Annotated in this window: 15 protein-coding genes; 6 read left to right on the forward strand and 9 right to left on the reverse strand. The window is 51.0% G+C overall.

Annotated elements, in window-relative coordinates:
• The first annotated feature begins 24 nt into the window (after positions 1–24).
• The 3 genes from SHEW_RS11755 to SHEW_RS11765 all read left to right on the forward strand — a co-directional run bounded on the left by SHEW_RS11755 (position 25) and on the right by SHEW_RS11765 (position 4528).
• Positions 25–1314 carry an alpha/beta fold hydrolase gene (locus SHEW_RS11755; protein ID WP_011866068.1) on the forward strand — a complete coding sequence of 430 codons (1290 nt, stop codon included), beginning with the start codon at positions 25–27 and terminating at the stop codon, positions 1312–1314.
• A gap of 971 nt (positions 1315–2285) precedes the next feature.
• Positions 2286–3962, forward strand: coding sequence for a choice-of-anchor X domain-containing protein (locus SHEW_RS11760; protein ID WP_049766523.1), 1677 nt, complete (start codon positions 2286–2288; stop codon positions 3960–3962).
• A gap of 95 nt (positions 3963–4057) precedes the next feature.
• Positions 4058–4528: a hypothetical protein gene (locus SHEW_RS11765; protein ID WP_223294711.1), complete on the forward strand. Its 471-nt coding sequence runs from the start codon at positions 4058–4060 to the stop codon at positions 4526–4528.
• A 636-nt stretch (positions 4529–5164) separates the two neighbouring features.
• On the opposite strand, the gene SHEW_RS11770 is transcribed toward SHEW_RS11765, so the two are convergent.
• Positions 5165–6178 (reverse strand): IS110-like element ISSlo1 family transposase, encoded by a 1014-nt coding sequence (locus tag SHEW_RS11770; RefSeq protein ID WP_011864733.1) that lies wholly within the window; start codon positions 6176–6178, stop codon positions 5165–5167.
• A gap of 441 nt (positions 6179–6619) precedes the next feature.
• Here SHEW_RS11770 and SHEW_RS11775 point away from each other — a divergent pair, with 441 nt between their 5' ends.
• Positions 6620–8413: an AAA family ATPase gene (locus SHEW_RS11775; protein WP_041407231.1), complete on the forward strand. Its 1794-nt coding sequence runs from the start codon at positions 6620–6622 to the stop codon at positions 8411–8413.
• Positions 8414–8447: 34 nt separating this feature from the next.
• Here SHEW_RS11775 and SHEW_RS11780 read toward each other — a convergent pair whose 3' ends face one another.
• From SHEW_RS11780 to SHEW_RS11810, 7 genes are all read right to left on the reverse strand, one after another.
• The gene (locus SHEW_RS11780; protein ID WP_190272388.1) at positions 8448–9335 is read right to left on the reverse strand and encodes a DODA-type extradiol aromatic ring-opening family dioxygenase; all 888 of its coding nucleotides are present in this window, start codon (positions 9333–9335) and stop codon (positions 8448–8450) included.
• 32 nt (positions 9336–9367) lie between these two features.
• Positions 9368–10342, reverse strand: coding sequence for a glutathione S-transferase family protein (locus SHEW_RS11785; RefSeq protein ID WP_011866073.1), 975 nt, complete (start codon positions 10340–10342; stop codon positions 9368–9370).
• A gap of 78 nt (positions 10343–10420) precedes the next feature.
• Positions 10421–10861 (reverse strand): DoxX family protein, encoded by a 441-nt coding sequence (locus SHEW_RS11790; RefSeq protein ID WP_011866074.1) that lies wholly within the window; start codon positions 10859–10861, stop codon positions 10421–10423.
• Between the two features lie 261 nt (positions 10862–11122).
• Entirely contained in the window at positions 11123–12031 is a 909-nt protein-coding gene (locus SHEW_RS11795) for a LysR family transcriptional regulator (RefSeq protein ID WP_041407233.1), read from the reverse strand.
• 219 nt (positions 12032–12250) lie between these two features.
• Positions 12251–12631 (reverse strand): cytochrome c3 family protein, encoded by a 381-nt coding sequence (locus tag SHEW_RS11800; protein ID WP_011866076.1) that lies wholly within the window; start codon positions 12629–12631, stop codon positions 12251–12253.
• A 67-nt stretch (positions 12632–12698) separates the two neighbouring features.
• Positions 12699–14357 carry an HAL/PAL/TAL family ammonia-lyase gene (locus SHEW_RS11805; RefSeq protein ID WP_011866077.1) on the reverse strand — a complete coding sequence of 553 codons (1659 nt, stop codon included), beginning with the start codon at positions 14355–14357 and terminating at the stop codon, positions 12699–12701.
• Between the two features lie 36 nt (positions 14358–14393).
• Complete coding sequence (locus SHEW_RS11810) at positions 14394–15953, reverse strand: flavocytochrome c (RefSeq protein ID WP_011866078.1); 1560 nt, start codon at positions 15951–15953, stop codon at positions 14394–14396.
• A 196-nt stretch (positions 15954–16149) separates the two neighbouring features.
• Here SHEW_RS11810 and SHEW_RS11815 point away from each other — a divergent pair, with 196 nt between their 5' ends.
• The gene (locus SHEW_RS11815; protein ID WP_011866079.1) at positions 16150–17673 is read left to right on the forward strand and encodes a sigma-54 interaction domain-containing protein; all 1524 of its coding nucleotides are present in this window, start codon (positions 16150–16152) and stop codon (positions 17671–17673) included.
• Positions 17674–17810: 137 nt separating this feature from the next.
• On the opposite strand, the gene SHEW_RS11820 is transcribed toward SHEW_RS11815, so the two are convergent.
• Complete coding sequence (locus SHEW_RS11820) at positions 17811–18968, reverse strand: porin (protein WP_011866080.1); 1158 nt, start codon at positions 18966–18968, stop codon at positions 17811–17813.
• 315 nt (positions 18969–19283) lie between these two features.
• On the opposite strand from SHEW_RS11820, the gene SHEW_RS11825 reads away from it, so the two are divergent.
• Positions 19284–19478: a DUF4250 domain-containing protein gene (locus tag SHEW_RS11825; RefSeq protein ID WP_041407236.1), complete on the forward strand. Its 195-nt coding sequence runs from the start codon at positions 19284–19286 to the stop codon at positions 19476–19478.
• The last annotated feature ends 20 nt before the right edge of the window (positions 19479–19498 follow it).

Consider the following 19498-nt stretch of genomic DNA (forward strand, 5'->3'; position numbering starts at 1 on the left):
ACAAGAATCAATTAAAGGCTCATCATGTCCGATCTACAACGCCTCGCCGGCATCCATTGCCGCAAACACTTTTTTTCGCTGCCATTGGATCACCAAGCCCCAGATGGCGAGTGCATCACTGTCTTCGCCCGGGAGTTAGTGGCGCCTGAACACACAGATAGCAATCTGCCTTATCTGGTCTACTTCCAGGGTGGTCCGGGCTTTGGCGCCATCAGACCCGCGGCCAACGGCGGCTGGATAAAGCGCGCCCTGCAGGAATATCGCGTCTTGCTGCTGGATCAGCGCGGCACAGGCCTCTCTAGCCCGATCAACTATGCCTCACTGGCCCATCTGGACTCACAAGCCCAGGCCGACTACCTCAGCCATTTTCGCGCCGACAGCATCATCCAGGATGCCGAGCTTATCAGGGCACAGCTGATTGGCGATGAGAAGTGGAGCATACTCGGTCAAAGCTTCGGCGGCTTCTGCGTGCTGAAATACCTAAACGATGCGCCCCATGGCCTGCATGAAGCCTATATCACGGGCGGCATCCCTTCGCTGACCCGCAGCGCCGATGAGGTCTATCAGGCCACCTACAAGCGAGCGCTGGCCAAGAACCAGGACTTCTTCGCCCGTTTCCCCGACGCGCAAGCTCTGGTTAAACGCCTGGCCGCCTACCTGCAACAGAACGAGGTGCGCATCGCCACCGGCGAGCGCCTCACTGTGGAGATGCTGCAGCTTCTGGGGATCAATATCGGCATGGAGCAAGGCGGCGAGCCCGTCTATTACCTGCTGGAACAGGCGTTGATAGAGACGGCCAAGGGCACTCAAGTCAACCCACTGTTTTTGGCTCACTTCTGCCAGCTATTGGACTTTAACACCAACCCCATCTTCGCTCTGCTACACGAGAGCATCTACTGTCAGCAAGAGGCGTCGAGCTGGGCGGCCCATAGGGTAAGACAGACCTATGAAAAGTTTAACTACCAGGCGGACAAGCCCTTCCTGTTTACCGGCGAGATGGTCTACCCCTGGTTCTTCGATCAGTTCACCAACCTCAAGCCGCTGAAACACGCGGCGCACCTGCTGGCAGACAAGGCCGACTGGCCCATGCTGTACGATCCCGCCAAACTGGCCGACAATCAGGTGCCGGTAGCGGCGGCCATCTACAGCGAAGATATGTTCGTGGAGATGAATTACAGCCTGGAGACGGCGGCTCAGGTGGGTAACCTGAAGTACTGGCTCACCTCTGAATATGAGCATAATGGCATCCGTATGGATGGGGAGCATATTTTGGATAGGTTGATTGGGATTAATCGAGGGGAGAGACTCAGGTAAATCTTCTCGGGGCGTATCGCTCGCCCCTTTTCCCCTGCTCTATCTCTTGATCATTTGCTGTTTCATTCGGCGGCTCGAACATCGAGGCTATTTCGCATGTCTAGCATAATTATTTTAGCCGTTGGTGGTGTTGGCTTTTGTTAGGGTGTTTTGAAGGTCGTACCTTCATTGCTGTTAATTGCCTGCGGCAGGCTTATGTGCAGATACGCCTGTGAGACGCCGTGAATAAATCCCTTTAGGCTCTACCGAAACATCCCTGTTTCGGAAGCTCACCGGCGTATCTACACTCGGTATCCAACATCTCTTCGATTTGGCTTCATTTGTTACGAGAAGTAATTGTAACTGTTCATCTGTTAAGTGAGTTGGGAGTTGTACCTTCATGGCAATCTAACGCCTGCTCCGGCGGGTGCTGTACATGGAAGTACAAATGTCGTGATCACATGGATGTGAAGGAGCGACGGATGTGCAGATACGCCTGTGACACGCTGTGCGCCTTCTGACCTACATGGATGTAGGGAATGCCAAAAAATGTAGGGAACATTTTTGGCCTTGGCCGCTCTACGGTTTCATCCCTGAAACCGAAGGTCACTTGCGTATCTGCACTCAGTATCTAACGTCTCTTCGATTTAGCTTCATCTGTTACTCGTAGATCCAAGCTATTATTTTTAAAGAAAAAGTGCATTAAAGTATGACGAGGCATGTTGAATACCAACTACAAGGTAGACTAAAATATCACCAGTCAAGGACAGAGCTAGGCCAACTCGATTCAAACATCGACTACGCCATACAGGGAATGAAAAAACCAACAAGCACCAATCAAATCCCTCAATAAGTTAACTCTGACCCTATTTAATTGGGAAAACAGCCGGAATCACGCGATCGTACTTTATGGAAATCTTGGCACCAGGTCTGGACAGATGGACAAGTCATAGACTAGGCGATTGTTGGAATGCTGAAATGGAGTGTTGGCAATGAAACTCATTAATTTGATTCTCACCTTGATACTGTTTATTTTGACAGGTGCATCTATGGCGGCGGATGTCGCCACACCATTCCAACAACTGCGAATAAATAAATTCGCTGCCATTCAAAATGGACAGTTCGTCGCATCGTTTAAAGTTCCGAGAAGTGCCGGCTTTACCCTGATCATTCCGAATGCGGACGATTTCTTAACCAACAATATTTCGATCATGACTCCCGATAATAAGGTGTTAGATGCAAGCAACTTTGCTGCATTCGGGGTTGAGTTCAGTCAATTTTCACCTGATAATGAGCTCACCGCCTTCTTGGCGACAGGCAACAGCTGGATCATTAAATTCTCGGACGTCATTCCTGGCTCTTATACCGTCAGAGGGGTGACCTCATCCGCAAAGTCGCATCTTCCCATCAGGGTCTTAGTTAAAAATTCGGATATTGCTCTCCATCTGGTAATAGGCTCTCCCTCCAATATACCTATGGTAAATCATCATCTTCCCATTTCAGTGTTAATGGTTGACGGTGACCTTCCATACATTAATGGGAATGTATCCTTCGAAATTTTTAAGGATGGGGAAGCGCTGCAGCACGCCAACATACGCGATGACGGTGTATATCCGGATTATCAGGCAAATGACGGCACTTATTCGACGCTTTTTATGCCGTTATCCGCTGGAGTTTATGATGTGCTTATCAATATTTCCGGCAGGAATAAGAATGGTGACAAATTTGAGGCGCAGATATTCAGATCTTTCAAGGTACTTCAGGATAACGTTTATCTTACCGGCAAGCATAGCGAAGTGCTTATCGATGAGGATGGCGACGGCTACAATGATGCATTAATGCTTGAGTTTGAAACCGGCGGAGTGTTTCAAGAAGAGGGAGTGTATTATATCACGGTGAACTTGGAGACGAATGATGGAAGAACTTTGGTGGCTCATCAACGCATAGAATCACCAGAGAAGAAATTTTACGTTAAGTTTGATGGGAAGTATCTCGGAACTCTGGATTATTCAGGGGCATTCAAGTTTTTTAGCATCGTAATTGAATACAATGACAGCATTATTCATCTGAATCAGTCTTTTGGCAGTACCTCATACTATGACCATGACTCTTGGGAACGTGACGACTTACTTTACTTAGGTAATGTGACATTCGAGCCCATTTACAGCGCGGATGGGCGTTTCATCGAAATGATAGACGTCTCTTTTGAGGTGGATACGCTTCCAACGGCAGCAAGGTTTGGCTATTCGGCCACAATAACCACTGTCGGTAATGAGCATGTCGGAGTCTATGGCAATCCTGACATCGAACTGAAGAAAGGGATTAACAGAATTACATTCTCCATTCCTGCAGCTGATTTTGCAAAACTACAATCAAACACGGCATTGAAAATAAGCCAATTAACCATGTATCCCTTGATAAAGGGTGGCAATGTTATATCTAAAAGGAATGTGGCAACCAGTGAATTATATTCCTGCTGGGACTTTCGAGGCTGTTCAACGGCCGAGAATGCCATTCCCGTTGCGGTAGACGATGAGGTCACTTCTACTGGAAAAGCCATGTATATACATGTAGCCCAAAATGACTATGACGGTGATTTGCTCAAGGTTAGCGATCAAAAGAAAGATAATTTTGGCACATTAACACAGTGGAGCATTCAGTTTGATTAAGTTAAGAATATTTAGAGGCGTTGTGTTCGCTATTATTCGGCGCTGCACTGTTTTACAGTGCAGCGCCCGGGGATACTGGTGTCTCTTTTTTCCCTATGTTGCTGGATTTAGAGCCGCTCTACATATGCTTTGCTATCTGGCTGATATTGTCCGGTCTTATCGCTTGGTATTTCGGGCCTGTTAAATGGCCGAATATGTTGGTTTTTGGAACCATAGGCATGTTGGTTGTTGTCTTGTTATATCCTGTTGAAAAAAGAGTCTCTCAGCCCCCAAGCAAGATAGTTTCCGCGGCGAAACAGTATTTGGATGACGACAATGTCTTATATAGCGATTTTAGTGTAGTTGCACGGACTAGAAGCTTGTTTGATCCATTTAGACCTCATTATTGGACTATTAGTGTTTACGCCAATAATAAATTTCCCAGTGAAGTAGAAACTGATGTTTCTTGGGATCTAGAAAAGCATGGGCGGTTTGCGGTGTATGTTAGAGAATCATTTTGGGGAACTCTGGATATTAAAAATGGAACATGGTCATCCGATCCCTCATTTTTTTGGCATAAGAAATAAGTCGCATAAAATATGGATACCATCCAACAACACTTCAACATCATTCAAGCCCGTCACTAGAGCGCAAAAGAAATTAATCGGGCTAGCCATATGATATGTGGAGTCAGTGATATGTGGGGTCAGAGTATACTTTATTTGATTACCATATTTTTCCTCACCCCCAGCTTTAGAGTTCATGCTCTATCGCATTTCTAGCATGATTACTTTCGCCGTTAATGGGATTGGCGTTTGTTAAGGTGATTTGAAGGTCGTACCTTCATTGCTATCTAACGCCTGCCCGGCGAGGGATGTGCAAGCACTCTTTTGGCACGGTGAGTGAAACAAAGCTTCGAGCTTACGAACGAGAGGCATGGATGCCGAACTGGCAGTTAAACACGGAAGTTGTTGGAGCACATATATGGACACCTCGGATAGATCAAACATTTTGTGAGTAACAGAAAGTAATACTGCGTACGTATATCCGACCTGTTTGTGAGCATCATTGTGCTCTGGCCTTAATGAGAACCGCGCCTTCGCTGCTTATCGTCCGTTCGGTGTTACAACACCTTGTGCTCTCTCAGCATTTACGAAGGCCGGTATTACCTGTTACTTCATTAATTGTGTTCGGTTTTTAGGGTATGTAATTGTTCTTGTTGTTTAGCTAGGTCTGTACTCCGTTTTGTAGTAAAGCATCGCCCAAATTATCCTGGCGAGTTTGTTGGCCACAGCTACCGCCGCTTTCTGTTTGCCTCTTCGTTCAATGACCTTTCTTGCCCAGACAGATAACCTGTCGTCATTATTCTTTGCATAGCGTATGACAGACCAAGCACCTTGAATCAGCTGTCGTCTTAGATAGCTGTTTCCCCGCTTGGTGATAGCTCCTAATTTCTGTTTTCCACCACTTGAGAATTCTTTCGGTACCAGCCCCAAATTTGCCGAGAAATGTCGCCCATTTTGATACCCAGAACCATCACCAGCGAACGATACCGACGCCGTAGCAATAATTTCAGCGACACCTCGTATGGCGGTTAACCGCTTGGTATCTTCATGATTTCTTGCCTGTAGTCGAATCTCTTTTTCCAGTGCTTTAATCGAAGCATTGATGGCATATAGCTCATCAAGTAACTCTCTGATATACCTGCGGGCGGTGGTGGTTAGTGAGTTATCGGCATCTTCGAGTAACTCAGGTAGAGCAAGGTTGAGCGGGTCGCGGCCTTTGGGAATAACAATGCCGTATTCACTCAACAATCCACGTATTTGATTGGTCAACGCGGTTCTGACACGAATACGACGCTCGCGAATTCGATGGGAAATAATGATATCGACCTGCGCTAAGGTTCTTGGCTTAACGAAGATAATGTTGGGGCGCATCGCAGCCTCACAGATTGCAAAGGCATCATTGCGGTCATTTTTATTGCCTTTCACGAAGGGCTTCACATGCTGTGGTGGGATAAGTTTTACCTCAAATCCACGCGACAACAGCTCTCGGCCCCAATAATTTGAGCCACTACAGGCTTCCATGGCAATCACTGCATCTGGATACTGAACGAGCGTTTTCAACAGTTGAGTGCGTTTAACGGTGCGATTAAAGAGCGTTTTACCGACTTGATTGACACCGCAAACCTGAAGAACATTTTTTGCCAAATCGATACCAATTAGAGTAACTTTCATAGTGGACACCTTTTGTTGACATTGAACCTTGTAAATTCAATATGGCGCTTTTGACGCCGACTTCACAAGAGGTGTCCATCTCATCATCCGTGTGGGCTTCACGGCGGCGTCCATGCCGCCGAGAGCCAAAAGCGTGCTTACACCTGTATCTAAACGTTTCTTCGATTTAGCTTCATTTGTTTCTCGTTGATACAAGCTATTATTTTTAAGACAGAAAGCGCATTAAAATGTGACGTGGCATGTTGAATACCAGCTACAAGATAGATTAAAGTATCACCAATCAAGGACAGAGCCAGGCCAACTCGATTCAAACATCGACTTCGCCATTCAGGGAATGAATAAACCAACATGCACCAATTAAATCCCTCAAAAGTTAACTCTGACCCTATTTATTAATAAGCATTTAAGATACAACAATTTAACGAATTGATAGGGAAAATCTTGGACAAATTAACAATTAATGAAATTGAGCTGCATCGCTTCAAACGTTATAGACAAAAAACTATAAAGACACCTGATGGTTTTTGCCTACTTGCTGGTTCAAATAACTCCGGAAAATCTACATTCATGCAAGCTTTTGCTCTATGGGAGTTTTGTAAGTCAGTTATCCAATTGGAACAAGGTGACGACGCACTAATCGATGAAAATATAGGAAAAAAACAAGGTGTAGGAGTAAATGGAGAAGATTTTCTTCCAATAAGCATCCCCTCTTTAAAACACCTTTGGACAAACCTCAGGGTTACAAGAGAAAAAGACAATAAGGGAAGCAAAGAACCAGATGGATATACACTTTGGATAGAGGTTAAATGGAAAAATGAGACAATCAATCAAGATCGTCATTTACGATTCTCCTTATCACTAGCAAATGAGCGTCTCTTTATTAAAACCACAAAATCCAATGTAACAGCCTCTGAATCAATACCTAAAATTGCTTATATTCCGCCTTTTGCCGGGATACTAAACCGCGAGCCATACCATACAAAAGCGGTAAGAGCCAAATTAATTGGACAAGGATTGAGCGGTTCTGTCATGAGAAATACGCTCCTAGAACTCTATCAAGTAAATCAAAAGGAAAGAGAAAGATTAAAGGGTGATTTAGAAAGAATATCTAAGCTAGATCTATCAAATCTCCGTAAAAATGATCGGTGGGAGCATTTACTTGATGTCATGAGAGAACTTTTCCAAGTTGAGCTTATAGTTCACGACTTTAACGAAGATTACCACAGCTCAATTAAAGCAGAATATTGGAAAGGTCGATACAATGAAAAACGAACGAAATTCATAAAACACCCAGGATTCAATCGGCGAGATATTATGGTGGAAGGTAGCGGATTACTCCAACTTCTCAATGTTTTATCTCTATCACTTGATCCTTCATACCAAATTGTTTTTCTTGATGAGCCTGATGCTCACCTACATCCAACTTTACAATTCGCACTTTTAAAAGAGTTGAATGTCTTAGCAGAAAAATATGAAAAACAAATTTTGTTTGCGACTCATTCTACGGAGCTTATTGCTTCTCAATCTCCTGATAAAATTCTAAAGTTTGAAGCTAGCAAAGTAACGCTGCTATCTGAAGAACATCAAAAAATTGGGCTCATCACTGGTCTTGGTTCTGAATTTTCTCCTCAGCTTCACCAACTACAACGAAATAAAAAAGTAGTCTTTGTTGAAAATGAGTCTGACTCGAACACATTAAAGATGATTGCGAGAACATTAGGAACACCTATTTCAAATAATATTGTAATTTGGCCATGGCCTGGCAAACATGTTGAACGACTGCAATTATTTAATCAGCTAAAGCGTGAAATTAGCGGTTTAAAAGGTTTAAGTATTCGAGACAGAGATAATCAAGACTACAATACTATTACGAATACACTAATAGACAAAAACAATACAGGTTGTGATAAAGATGGTCTTCAGGCGAGAACATGGAGATACCGTTATATAGAAACCTACTTGTTATGCCCCATTTCAATTGCAAGTGCAGCAAATATACCCACAGGAGAGGTAATTAGAGATGCTCGAGGTTTTGGTATAGACCTAACACCATTTTGCACACAAAATATCATACCTGGATTAAAAGATTTTACGTCAAAAGAGCTTCTTACTGAAGGAGAAAATTGTCTTACCAAACGGTACGGGATTAATAAATATGACGTAATTAATAGAATGAAAAAAGAAAATATTCATATCGATTTAGTAGAGTTAATCCAACAAATTAATAGTTTATAAACTCCCCCCTCCGGGGAAGGGGGCACTCCAATAGTCACTCGAGCCAGGCGTAGGTGTAGAGGGCGAGGATTTGTAGTTCGATGCTTTGGTGTAGTCGTAGTGGGGGCTTGGTGGCCTCATTAACCCCTTCGCCCTGTCCTGCGCCTAGGGCGACGTAGAAGGGCATCAGGTGTTCTATGCTGGGGTGGTTGAATCTGGCGTGTGGGGCCTGGCGCTCGACATCCAGCAGTGCGGGCAGATCCCCTTGGGTCAGCTTATCGGCGATCCAATTGACGAAGCTCTGCATCTTCTCTACCTTTTGCGGGTCGCCGGGGCGGCGAAACAGCTCGCCCAGGTTGTGGCTGATGCCACCCGAGCCCAGTACCAATACGCCGTCAGTGCGCAGGGATTTTATCGCCTGGCCCAGACGGTAGTGATAGCTGGCGCCCTGGCGGCTATCGATAGAGACCAGCACCAGAGGGATATCCGCCGCGGGATAGAGACGGCACAGCGGCGTCCAGAGGCCGTGATCCCAGCCAAGCTGCTCATCTAACTCGGCGTCAAACCCGGCGGTTTGCAGAAGATCCGCGACCTCGGTGGCCAGCTTAGGCGCGCCAGGGGCCGGATAGTTAACTTGGTAGAGGGCGTCGGGAAAGCCGTAGAAGTCGTGCACTGTGCGCGGGGCCTCGCTAGATGCGATACGCACCTTGCCGCCCATATCTGTGTGGGCCGAGAACACCAATATCGCCTTGGGTCTTGGCAGCACCTGACCCAGCTCGGCGAGAAACGCGGCGTTGTCGCTGTCATCCAGGGCCAACATGGGCGAGCCGTGGGAGACGAACAGGCTGGGCATTACACCTGCACTGGTTGCAGTCTTTAGCTGCTCACTCACCTCAGGGGAGATCTGTCTTAAGCTCTTACTTCCGCTCATATTTGTACTCATGCTTTGACTCGCTTTTAAACTCTTTACTGAACTCATAAGCTAACCTGTGGGCCGACAGGCACTATGCCTGTTGGGTTAAGGGCCTTGATCGAATAGTAACCCTGCTTGATATGCTCGATATTGACCGTGGCTCCGATGCCATCGAGGGCATAGATGCGCTGCAGATAGGCCTGTAGCTGCGGCTTCTGGGCGATCAGCTCACGGTTGCACTTGAACAGGCCATAGTAGGCGACATCGAAGCGCACCAGGGTCACGAAGGCGCGAATATCCGACTCGGTCAGTTGCTCGCCGAGCAGGTAGGATCGACCATCGCTCAGGGTCAACTCTAATTCATCGAGCAGGCTAAAGACGCCCTGATAGGCCTCTTCGTAGGCAAACTGACTGGTGGCAAAGCCCGCCTTGTAGACGCCATTATTTAACTCATGATAGAGACGCTCATTCAGGCTATCGATAGCTTGATGCAGCCCCTGTGGATAGAGGTCCAATGCCGGATTTAATGCCGAGTCGGTAAGGTGATCGAAGGCGGTGTTTAACATGCGTATGATGTCTGCCGATTCGTTATTCACTATCACCTGGCGCTGCTTATCCCAGAGCACGGGCACGGTCGCCCTGCCGGTAAAGTGTGGATCCACCTGGGTATAGAGCTGATGTAGATACTTGTGGCCATTGAGGATGTCGCTGTCTCCAACTACCTTGCTATCAGGCGCGCCGCCAAACTGCCAACCCTGCTCCGAAAGCACGGGGTTGACCACGCTGACGCTGATATGCTCATTAAGGCCCTTGAGCGCCCGCACCATCAGGGTACGTGAGGCCCAGGGGCAGATATAGGCGACATAGAGATGATAGCGACCAGACTCCGCCTTAAAACCGCCCTCACCCGTAGAGCCAGCCTCGCCTGTCGGCGTTATCCAGTTGCGAAAGCTAGAGATCTGACGCACGAAGCGCCCCTCATCGTCCTTCGCCTGCACCGGCTGCCAATCTCCATTCCAACGACCCTCGACTAACATCTGCTTCTCCTTCTAAACCCGTAACAGGATGCGGGGCATAGTCTCCTACACCCGCCCCTACCGTAAAATTGGCTAACCTTAGAGACGACCGGTTAGTAGCTTGTCGACCGAGTAGCGTCCACCGCCCTGCACCGCCAGAGATAGCGAGGCCGCCAGCAATATCAAGGCAAACTCGTAGCCGTTGTTAGAGACAAACAGGCCGTTGCCTACATGCAGCGTCATAGCCACCGCCATGGTGAAGGCGGTCAGCGCCGCGGCGGGGCGAGTCAGCAGACCCAGCACCAGTGCCAGACCACCGAAGAACTCGGCGCTACCGGCCAGCAGGGCCATCAGGTAACCGGGTTCGAAGCCGACGCTGGCCATCCACTGCCCTGTGCCTTCCAGGCCATAGCCGCCAAACCAGCCGAACAGCTTCTGGGCGCCGTGGGCGGCGAAGATGAGTCCTAGGGGTAGACGCAGTACCAAGGGGGCCAGTCCTGCATCGCTGTTAAGTAGTTTGATTAATGTTTGCTTGTTCATAGTGCTTTCCTCAAAGATGTTGGGGTTGCAGCCTTTGGCCTTTGACTTTGATTAGGTATAAGTCATTAGCCATTCGCTGCCGATGAGGTAAATGTAGCTCTCAACGTTAAATTGATAAACATCACTATCATTTAATGATTAGCAACAAAATGACGACAATCAACCTAGATGGCAGATGAGCTTGGGCGCGGAAAGCTTGAGGACGAGAAAGCTGGTTAATGCGAGAAAGCTAGCTAGAGCGAGAAAGCTGATTAGCGCCAGCTAGTCGTCTAGCGCATCCCAGTAAGGGGTCTTGCCATAGTATTGGCTCAAAGCATCGACGAAACAGCGCACCTTGCTGGCGAGAAACTTACGGTGCACATAGACGGCGTACAGGCCGAAAGGCTCTGGGGTATAGTCGGTGAGGATCGCTTTGAGCTTGCCACTACGAAGGGCCTTGCTCACCAAGAAGGTAGGCTGCACCACTATGCCACGACCGGCGATGGCGGCCTCCACCAGCATGTCGCCGTTGTTACAGGCCAGATCGCTTGGGATCTTCAGCGCTGAGAAGTGCTCGCCGAAACGACCGAAGGCCGCGCCCAGATCCGAATAACTAAAATGCAGATAGTTGTGATGGATAAGATCCGCCGGGGTCTTGGGCTCACCGCGCTCGGCCAGATACTCGGGGGAGGCGCAGACAACCAGCTTGATCGGGGTTAGCTTCTTGGCGATAAGCGAAGAGCTTGTAAGCTGACCGATGCGCAGCGCCACATCGACGCCATCCTCCAGCAGATCCACCTTCTTGTCGGTCAGGGTGATATCCAGCCTGACATCCGGGTGTTGCTGCTGAAACTGCACCAGGGCACTGGGCAGATGGTGAATGCCGAAAGACATGGGGGCGCTGACCTTAAGCAGACCCGAGGCGGTCTCGCTGAGGTTGGTCAGGGCGTTGTCCATCTCCTCGATATCGATAAGCACCTGCTGACAGCGCTCGAAATAGGCCCTGCCCGCCTCGGTCACGTTGACCCGCCGCGTGGTGCGATTGAGCAGGCGCACCTTGAGATGCTCCTCGAGCTGAGACACATACTTGCTCACCAGCTGTGAGGAGAGCCCAAGCCTGTCTGCCGCCTTGGTGAAGGAACCCTCCTGCACCACGGCGGTAAAGGCCTTCATGGTATCGATTCTATCCAAGGCCATCTCCCCTATTCGCTCTTAATTAGTCGCCAAATTAGTCATCAGATGTTGATAATCAAAGACAAATTAGCTTATTTAATCGAATAACTGAAGGTAATAGCTGGGAAATTGCGGGAAAGAGGTAAAGAAAAAGCAAAGAAAAAGGCCACAGCAGCGGGAGCGTGCGCTGTGGCCCTTGTCCCCAGACTCGGCACTGGGCGCCCTAGCCTAACTTGGCTAACGTTTCATCTTAGGGTACTTAAACTCATGACACTGGTTACAGTACACCTTGCTCTCCTTGTGCTCCTGATGACAGTAGGTACAAGGAAGATCGCTGCCATAGTGCAGGCTGTCGTGGGGATTCGGCTCTACGCTGTGGCCTGCCCCCTCGGGGCGCTTGGTAAGCTCGGCCATCTCGGCCGCCGTGCCGTGGCAAGACTCGCAGGCACTCATCTTAGGTATGCTCTTGCGTTTCGCCTCGCCATGACAGGCGCTGCACTCCACCTTGCCCTGCTCGTTGGTCATGATCTCTTTATGATAATCTTTCAGCTTCATGGCCTGTGCACCCGGCGCGCTCAGTAGCGCCGCCAAACAGAGGGCCGATAATACTCTTAACATCTTGAATCCTTAATGTGGGGCGACCAGCGCCCCAGCTAATAACTTGCTTAGGCTAATGCCCAAGCCATCAGTACTTGACGATGAAGTCGTGTGACGCCTGAATGTCTGGCGTAAACGGACGGTCAAGCTCGACGAAAGGCACCTGTTGACGATACGCCTGGTACATGGCCTGGGTCGCCTTACCTAGCTTAAGGTCGGCGTTGGCGGCCTTGCGCAGGTCGATCGCCTGGGTAGAGTGCAACAACTCCAGGCCATACATGGTGTTGATGTTGTCGACTATTTGGATCAGGTTGTCGCTCGCCAGCTTAAGGTTGGTGAAGGTGTCTTCGATGTTACCGGCGATCTGAATGCCGTCGAATGACACTGGCGTCGCCAACATCTTGTTACGCACCTGCATGTCCACGAAGGTCTTCTGGATGGCGCCGAATGCGTGACCATTGTTACCCGGCGCGCTCAAAAAGCGTGGCAGATGGGTAAAGTGATCATCCGACAGGTGAATGGTACGCATGGCGCTGTTGTGAGACACATGAGTCAGGGCCACGCTCAGTTGCTGCACCGCCAGAGCCACGGGGAGCGGCTCGAAGTTGGTGGTTGGGAACACACCGCCCTTGCCTTCTACCAGATACTTGGCCACCTGAGAGTTTTCGGCGTACTGCTTGCTCGCGCCCAGGATCACCCCAGGGTTATCGTCTGAGTGGTTGATCTGAATGTCGATCACCTGGCCCAGATCCGACAGCGCCTTCTGGGCACTCGCCAGGGTATAGGCGGTGGTGCGGTAGCTCAGCGGGTCTTGCAGCGGACGCTCGCTGTTGAGATCCCACAGGTAGCTGCCAGAGAGTGAGCCCAAGATATCCTCTGTGGTCGCCTTCAGATAAGGGAAAGGACGAATGTCATTGGTCTGTGGCAGGAATGGCGCCACGTTACCGTTTAGCCCTTCCAGGCTCAGGCCAAACACGGTTGGCGAGACCTCTAGCAGATGCTCGGCGTCCTGATAACCTTGCATGGCGTAGGCCACGGCGACCGAGTTGTTCGACAGGATAGAGAGCGCATCTTTACCGATAGGCTTAAGCGGCTTCACGCCTGCCTTGCTCATCGCCTCGACACTGCTCATGCGCTTGCCTTGATAGAACACATCCCACTCGCCGATCATCGCCAGTCCCACGTGGGATGCCAGCAGAATGTCCGCCTCGCCTACTGTACCCAGCGATGGAATCACAGGGGTGATCCCTTGGTTCAGGTAGGCCTGATAGATCTCGGCCACATAGGGCTGCACGCCGGTGTGACCAGACAAGATGGTGTTCAGGCGAACCGCCAGGGCGACACGGGTGAGTCTTACCGGCATCGGCTCGCCAACGCCCGCGCTGTGTGCTCTTAGGGTGCTGTAGTTAAAGGATTTAGAGGCCGCCATCACTTCGGCGCTTAGCTCGCCATTGGCATCGAACAGCTTGTGGTCCTTGTTCAGGCCAACGCCTACTGTGAGACCATACACAGGCTTACCCAGACGCGCCGCTTCCATCAGCAGATCGTGAGCCTTCACCAAAGCGGAGGCCGCCTGAGGCGCGATATCTACCTTAGCGCCATCGGCGATTGCCCAGGCCTGAGCCTGAGTCAGATGCTGACCGTCGAGTACCACGGTATCGCTTGCCATAGCGGCGCCAGAGGTCATCGCCAAGGCGCTAGTTGCCAGGGCTGTAGTTGCCAACAGAGTATTTACTTTTTTCATCATCAATTCCTTAATATTTTTCTCGGCTGCACACCTGTGCTAAGCCTGTTTTAATTCGATTGCCGCGCTCGCCGCGCAGATACGACCGGCGTTTCTGCCCGTCACCACACCTTCTGCCACGGCGCAGGCGCCGAGACGGCTCGCCCCATGGATGCCACCCGTCGCCTCACCGGCGGCATACAGGCCGTCGATCGGCTCGTTGCTCACCAGGTGCAGCACCTGAGACTGAGTATTCACCTTCACGCCGCCCATGCAGTAGTGCACCTTGGGCCACATACGCACGCCATACCAAGGGCCCTCTTCCAGCGCCATGGCCTTCTGCATGGGGCGACCAAACTCCTTGTCTTCGCCGGCTTTTACCGCGTCGTTCCAGCGCGCCACCTGGGCTTTCAATGCCTTGGCGGGGATCTGATACAGGGCCGCGAGTTCTTCTAATGTGTCCGCCTTCTGGATCACCTTGTACTTAAGACCCCACTCCAATGTCTGGGCCTGGGCCGCGCCCTTGGCATTGGTAAAGCCCACGGGATAGACGGGATTACCCTGGTCATCACGGCGGGTCATGATGGCGTCGGCGCGGGCCTTACGGTCAGCCAGCTCGTTGAAGAAACGCTCGCCGGTACGCACATCCACCACTATGCCGCTGGGATAAGTAGCGATGGTGTTGAACTGAGAGGCGGTGCCGAAGCCCTTCTCGTCCGGTGATGCCCAGGGACCGAGCTGGATCTGATCCAGATGGATCGGGTTGGCGCCGATCAACATCATCTGCTTGAGGGCCTCAGAGGTCGCGCCGGGATGGTTGGTCGAGTCGAGATCGCCATTTAATTCAGGCTGCTGCATCTGACGATACTCGAGATCGCGAGAGAAGCCGCCGGTGGCCATGATCACCCCTTTGCGCGCGCCGATAAGCCGCATTTTACCCGTGCGCTCCTGCGGGAAATAATAGCCATCGCGAACTTGGACACCGATCACGCGACCGGCCGGATCTTTCACGAAAGATTCGAGCTTGGTCTGATTTCGCATCTCGATACCATGTTGCTTAGCCGCCTTGATCAGGGGACGAATGATGCCGGCGCCAGAGCTCTGCACCGTCTGCAGCACACGTGGCAGCGAGTGACCACCGAAGTGCTGCACAAAAGGCTTCCACTCGACGCCATAGGCCTCCAGCCACTGACAGGACTCGGCGGTGCCGTTACACACCAGCTTGAGCATCTCGACATCGTTCATGCCGCGACCCGCCTTGAGCATGTCGGCCACCATGGTATCGACCGAATCCTTGATCCCCTCCTTGGCCTGCAACTTAGAACCGGCCACCGCCATGGCGCCGCCATTGATGGTGGAGTTGCCGCCAAACACGGGCATCTTGTCGATCACCATGACGCTGGCACCGGCCTCTTTGGCCTGCAGCGCCGCCGACATACCGGCGAAACCGCTGCCGATCACCAAGACATCGACTATCTCGTCAAAATGGGGCGGTTTATCGCCACTACACTCGGCCGCCTGGGCGCTCATGGCGCCCAGTCCCGCCACACTGACGGCCATCGCGGCGCCGCCTTTTAACAGCTGGCGACGACCCGGGCTTATCAGATCTTTCTGTTTCATTTTTAATTTTCCTTTCGACCATTTGAGCAAAGTAGAATCGGGGGAATTCGCCTCGATTTCATGCAGATAAGATTGCACCCGGCATGCCAACTACCTAAAAAGAGGGGGGATAAGGAACAATTTATGAAGGGGGGCACAGAATCACGAAATATGATGATCTACAATCACGAAACTTCGTGATCACCGTGACATTTCAATGCAAAAACAATTCTATTTCGAAGCCACCCAGCGACTGTGCAGCAGCCTGGAGCTGGAGCAGTCCCTGCGGGCCTACTTCGAATATGTCAGGCAGCACCTGCCTATCGACGGCATCTACCTCAACATCTACCGCCCCGAATATGGTGACATCCAGTTTCTGGCCCATGTGGATGAGGCGCAGACCACGGCGCTGAATAAACAGGTGAAGATCTCCGCCGAGATGGAGGCCCTGCTGAGCCAGCCCGACCGTCCGGTGATCCGCATCATCAACGATCTCGAGCACGATCAGGTGACAGGCTTCGTGGCGCCTCAGGTGATCCCCAATATCCAGTCGGTGATTCTGCTGCGCATGCTGAGCGGTAACACCCATCTGGGGGTGGTGGGTTTCTATGCCAAGCAGAAGGCGCAGTTTTGTCATCGCCACGCCGAGCTTATCGAGCCCCACAAGGATACCCTGTCGCTAATCACCGCGTTTAATCTCAAGGGGCGTAACCTGCTCAGGGCCAATCAGGCGCTCACCCAACAAAACCGCCTACTCAAACAGGCCTTCAACCCCTGCGGGGTGATAGGTGCTGACTCTGGCCTTAAGCGGGTGATGACCCAGGTGGAGGCGATCGCCAAGCTGCATACCAGCGTGTTGATCCTGGGGGAAACCGGCTGTGGTAAGGAGGTGATTGCCAACGCCGTTCACTGCAAGTCACAGCGGGCCGACAAGCCCTTCATCAAGGTCAACTGCGGCGCCATCCCAGAAAGCCTCATCGACTCTGAGCTGTTTGGCTATGAGAAAGGCGCCTTCACCGGCGCCGAGCATCGCAAGGCAGGTTTCTTCGAACAGGCCAACGGCGGCACCATCTTCTTAGACGAGATCGGCGAACTGCCCCTGTCGGTACAGGTGCGGCTGCTGCGGGTGCTGCAGAACGGCACCATCACCCGGGTGGGCGGTTTCGATGCCATCAACTTGGATATTCGGGTGATCGCGGCCACCCACAGAAACCTGCAGGCCATGGTGAAGAAGCAGACCTTTCGTGAAGATCTCTGGTACCGCCTGGCAGTCTTTCCTATCGAGATCCCTTCGCTGCGTCAACGCCGCTCGGATATTCCCCTGCTGGTGCAGCACTTTATCGAGGTGCTGGCGGCCAAGTTTAATCTGGACAAGCTCCCCAGGGTCAGCAGTGAACAACTTGACAGTCTGAATCACTACCATTGGCCGGGCAACGTGCGTGAGCTGATCAACGTGCTGGAGCGGGCGATGATCGAGGCCCCAGAGGGGCCGCTAAACTTCAACCTTACTCAGGTGGACAAGGTGGAGCCCGCGGCCAGCGGCAAACATGAGACCATCATTATCGATCCCAGCCACGCCAGCGATAAACTGGTGCCCCTGGATGTGATGGTGAGTAAGTATATCGCCCATGCGATGCGGATCACCGGCGGTAAACTCTATGGGCCGGGCGGCGCCGCCGAGATGCTGGACATCAACCCCAACACACTGCGCAGCAAGATGAAGAAGCTGGGGCTGTGCTAACTGCCAGTGTTAAAAGCTTGGTGCTTAATACTTGGTGTTAAGTGCTTAGCGTTAGAAACTGGCGCTAAGCCTTTAAATATCAGAGACCAAAAAAAGCACTCCGAGGAGTGCTTTGAACCTTGCAGGGAACAATCAAACTAGAAGAAGTAGCGGATACCGACGGCGTAGCTGTTGTCTTGTGCCGCCTCGAAACCTTTGTCATCCATGTCGCTGAAGTCGAACTTGGCTTCGGCAAACATCACGGTATCTCGGCTGTAGCGATAGTGCAGGCCTAGCACGGCAAACTGACGTGTCCAGTTACCCTTGATGGCCGTAGTCTCGTCGGTATCCAGATCCTGATAAGAGATCAGGAAGCTAGGCACGAAACCATTGTCATAGTGGTAGGCCACCAGGAACTCGGCGCCGGTAGAGTCATAAAGCTGACCGGCCACCAATTCGTTTTGCTTGCTCTGATGGGCGTTGAAACCGACATAGAGGCCCTTGGCGTAGCGGCCAGGCGCATACTGGTAGAAGGAGCCATACTGGGCGCCGATACCTATGATCTCGTTGGTATCATCGACGCTAACTCCGGCCAGCTCACCCTCGAAATCGCCGCGGTTAAAGCCGGCAAGTACCTTAAACTTATCGGTCACATGATAGGTCAGGTTGGCACCATAGCTGGTGTCGAAGCTCAGGTGAGAGCCATCGTCCACCGCCTGACCATTCTTATCAAACAGGGCGACGTCACCATTTTGCTTGGCGGCGTATTGCAGCGCGATATCCAGATCGCCGAAGCTGTTACGATAGATGAAGGCTGAGTCGGCACGGCCCGCGCCCGTTAGGCCACCGTCACCGAAGGTATAGGCGCCGACCGAGTAGCCGGTATAGACGTTGAGCACGTCTGTGGTGTACGCCACGTCATAGTAGGCGCCCCATTGCTTACCAAAACTCAGGCTACCCCACTTGGCGTGTGACAGGCCGACATAACCTAAACGGTTAAACAGGAAGTCTGATGTCTTCTGCGCGCCCAGCTGGCCGCCCACATATTTGAGCGAGTCATCGCTGGTGACCATGTTGATGCCCCACTCGGTGTGAGCGAAGCTGCGCCAGCCGTTCTTCTCCTGGCGGTCGAATCGGAAGCCGACACGCGAAAAATTATCAACCACGGCGGTGTCATCACCATCGTTAACCGCGGCGAAACCAAGCCAGCCCATCATATTCAGAGCATTGGTTTGATCCTTGTATAACTCGATAGCCTGCGCCGAGCTGGCCATCAATACAGATGGGATCAACAGAGCCAATAACTTCTTATTCATCACATTTTCCCTTTATCAGTGTTTACGCTGTTTTTTTGTTAGCTTGGGTATTCCCAATGACCTCTCTCTACCAGCAGCTAACGTGCCAGCACTGGATAAAAGGGCTGTATCGACAGGAAGTTAGAATAAGATCAAACGTTCACGAAATATCGTGATACGTCATCACTAAATATCGTGTTAACAGTTAAATATCGTTGTAAATAGCTATGGAAAGAGGTGTCATCAAAGGGCTGAGCCGAGTAACAGCGCCGTTGTCAGCCCATAAAAACTGGGCTAAACCTATAACAGATGCATACTCAGATGCAGGAGGACGAGATGGATTACCACTTAACCCAGCTAAGCGGCGATATTCTGGTGGGCATAGTCAACGAGCAGCTCAGGCTGAACTGTCATGATAGGCAAGACCTCTTCTACCAGCTGGACATTCCCAGTGCCCAGCTGGAGCAAAAGCTGGCCGCCTCAGGGTTCGAATATGACCCCATCAGCAACCAATACAAGGCCTGCAAATAGCGATTATCCTGCCAGCGAGT

The sequence above is a fragment of the Shewanella loihica PV-4 genome (genome assembly GCF_000016065.1).
GTDB lineage: Bacteria > Pseudomonadota > Gammaproteobacteria > Enterobacterales > Shewanellaceae > Shewanella > Shewanella loihica.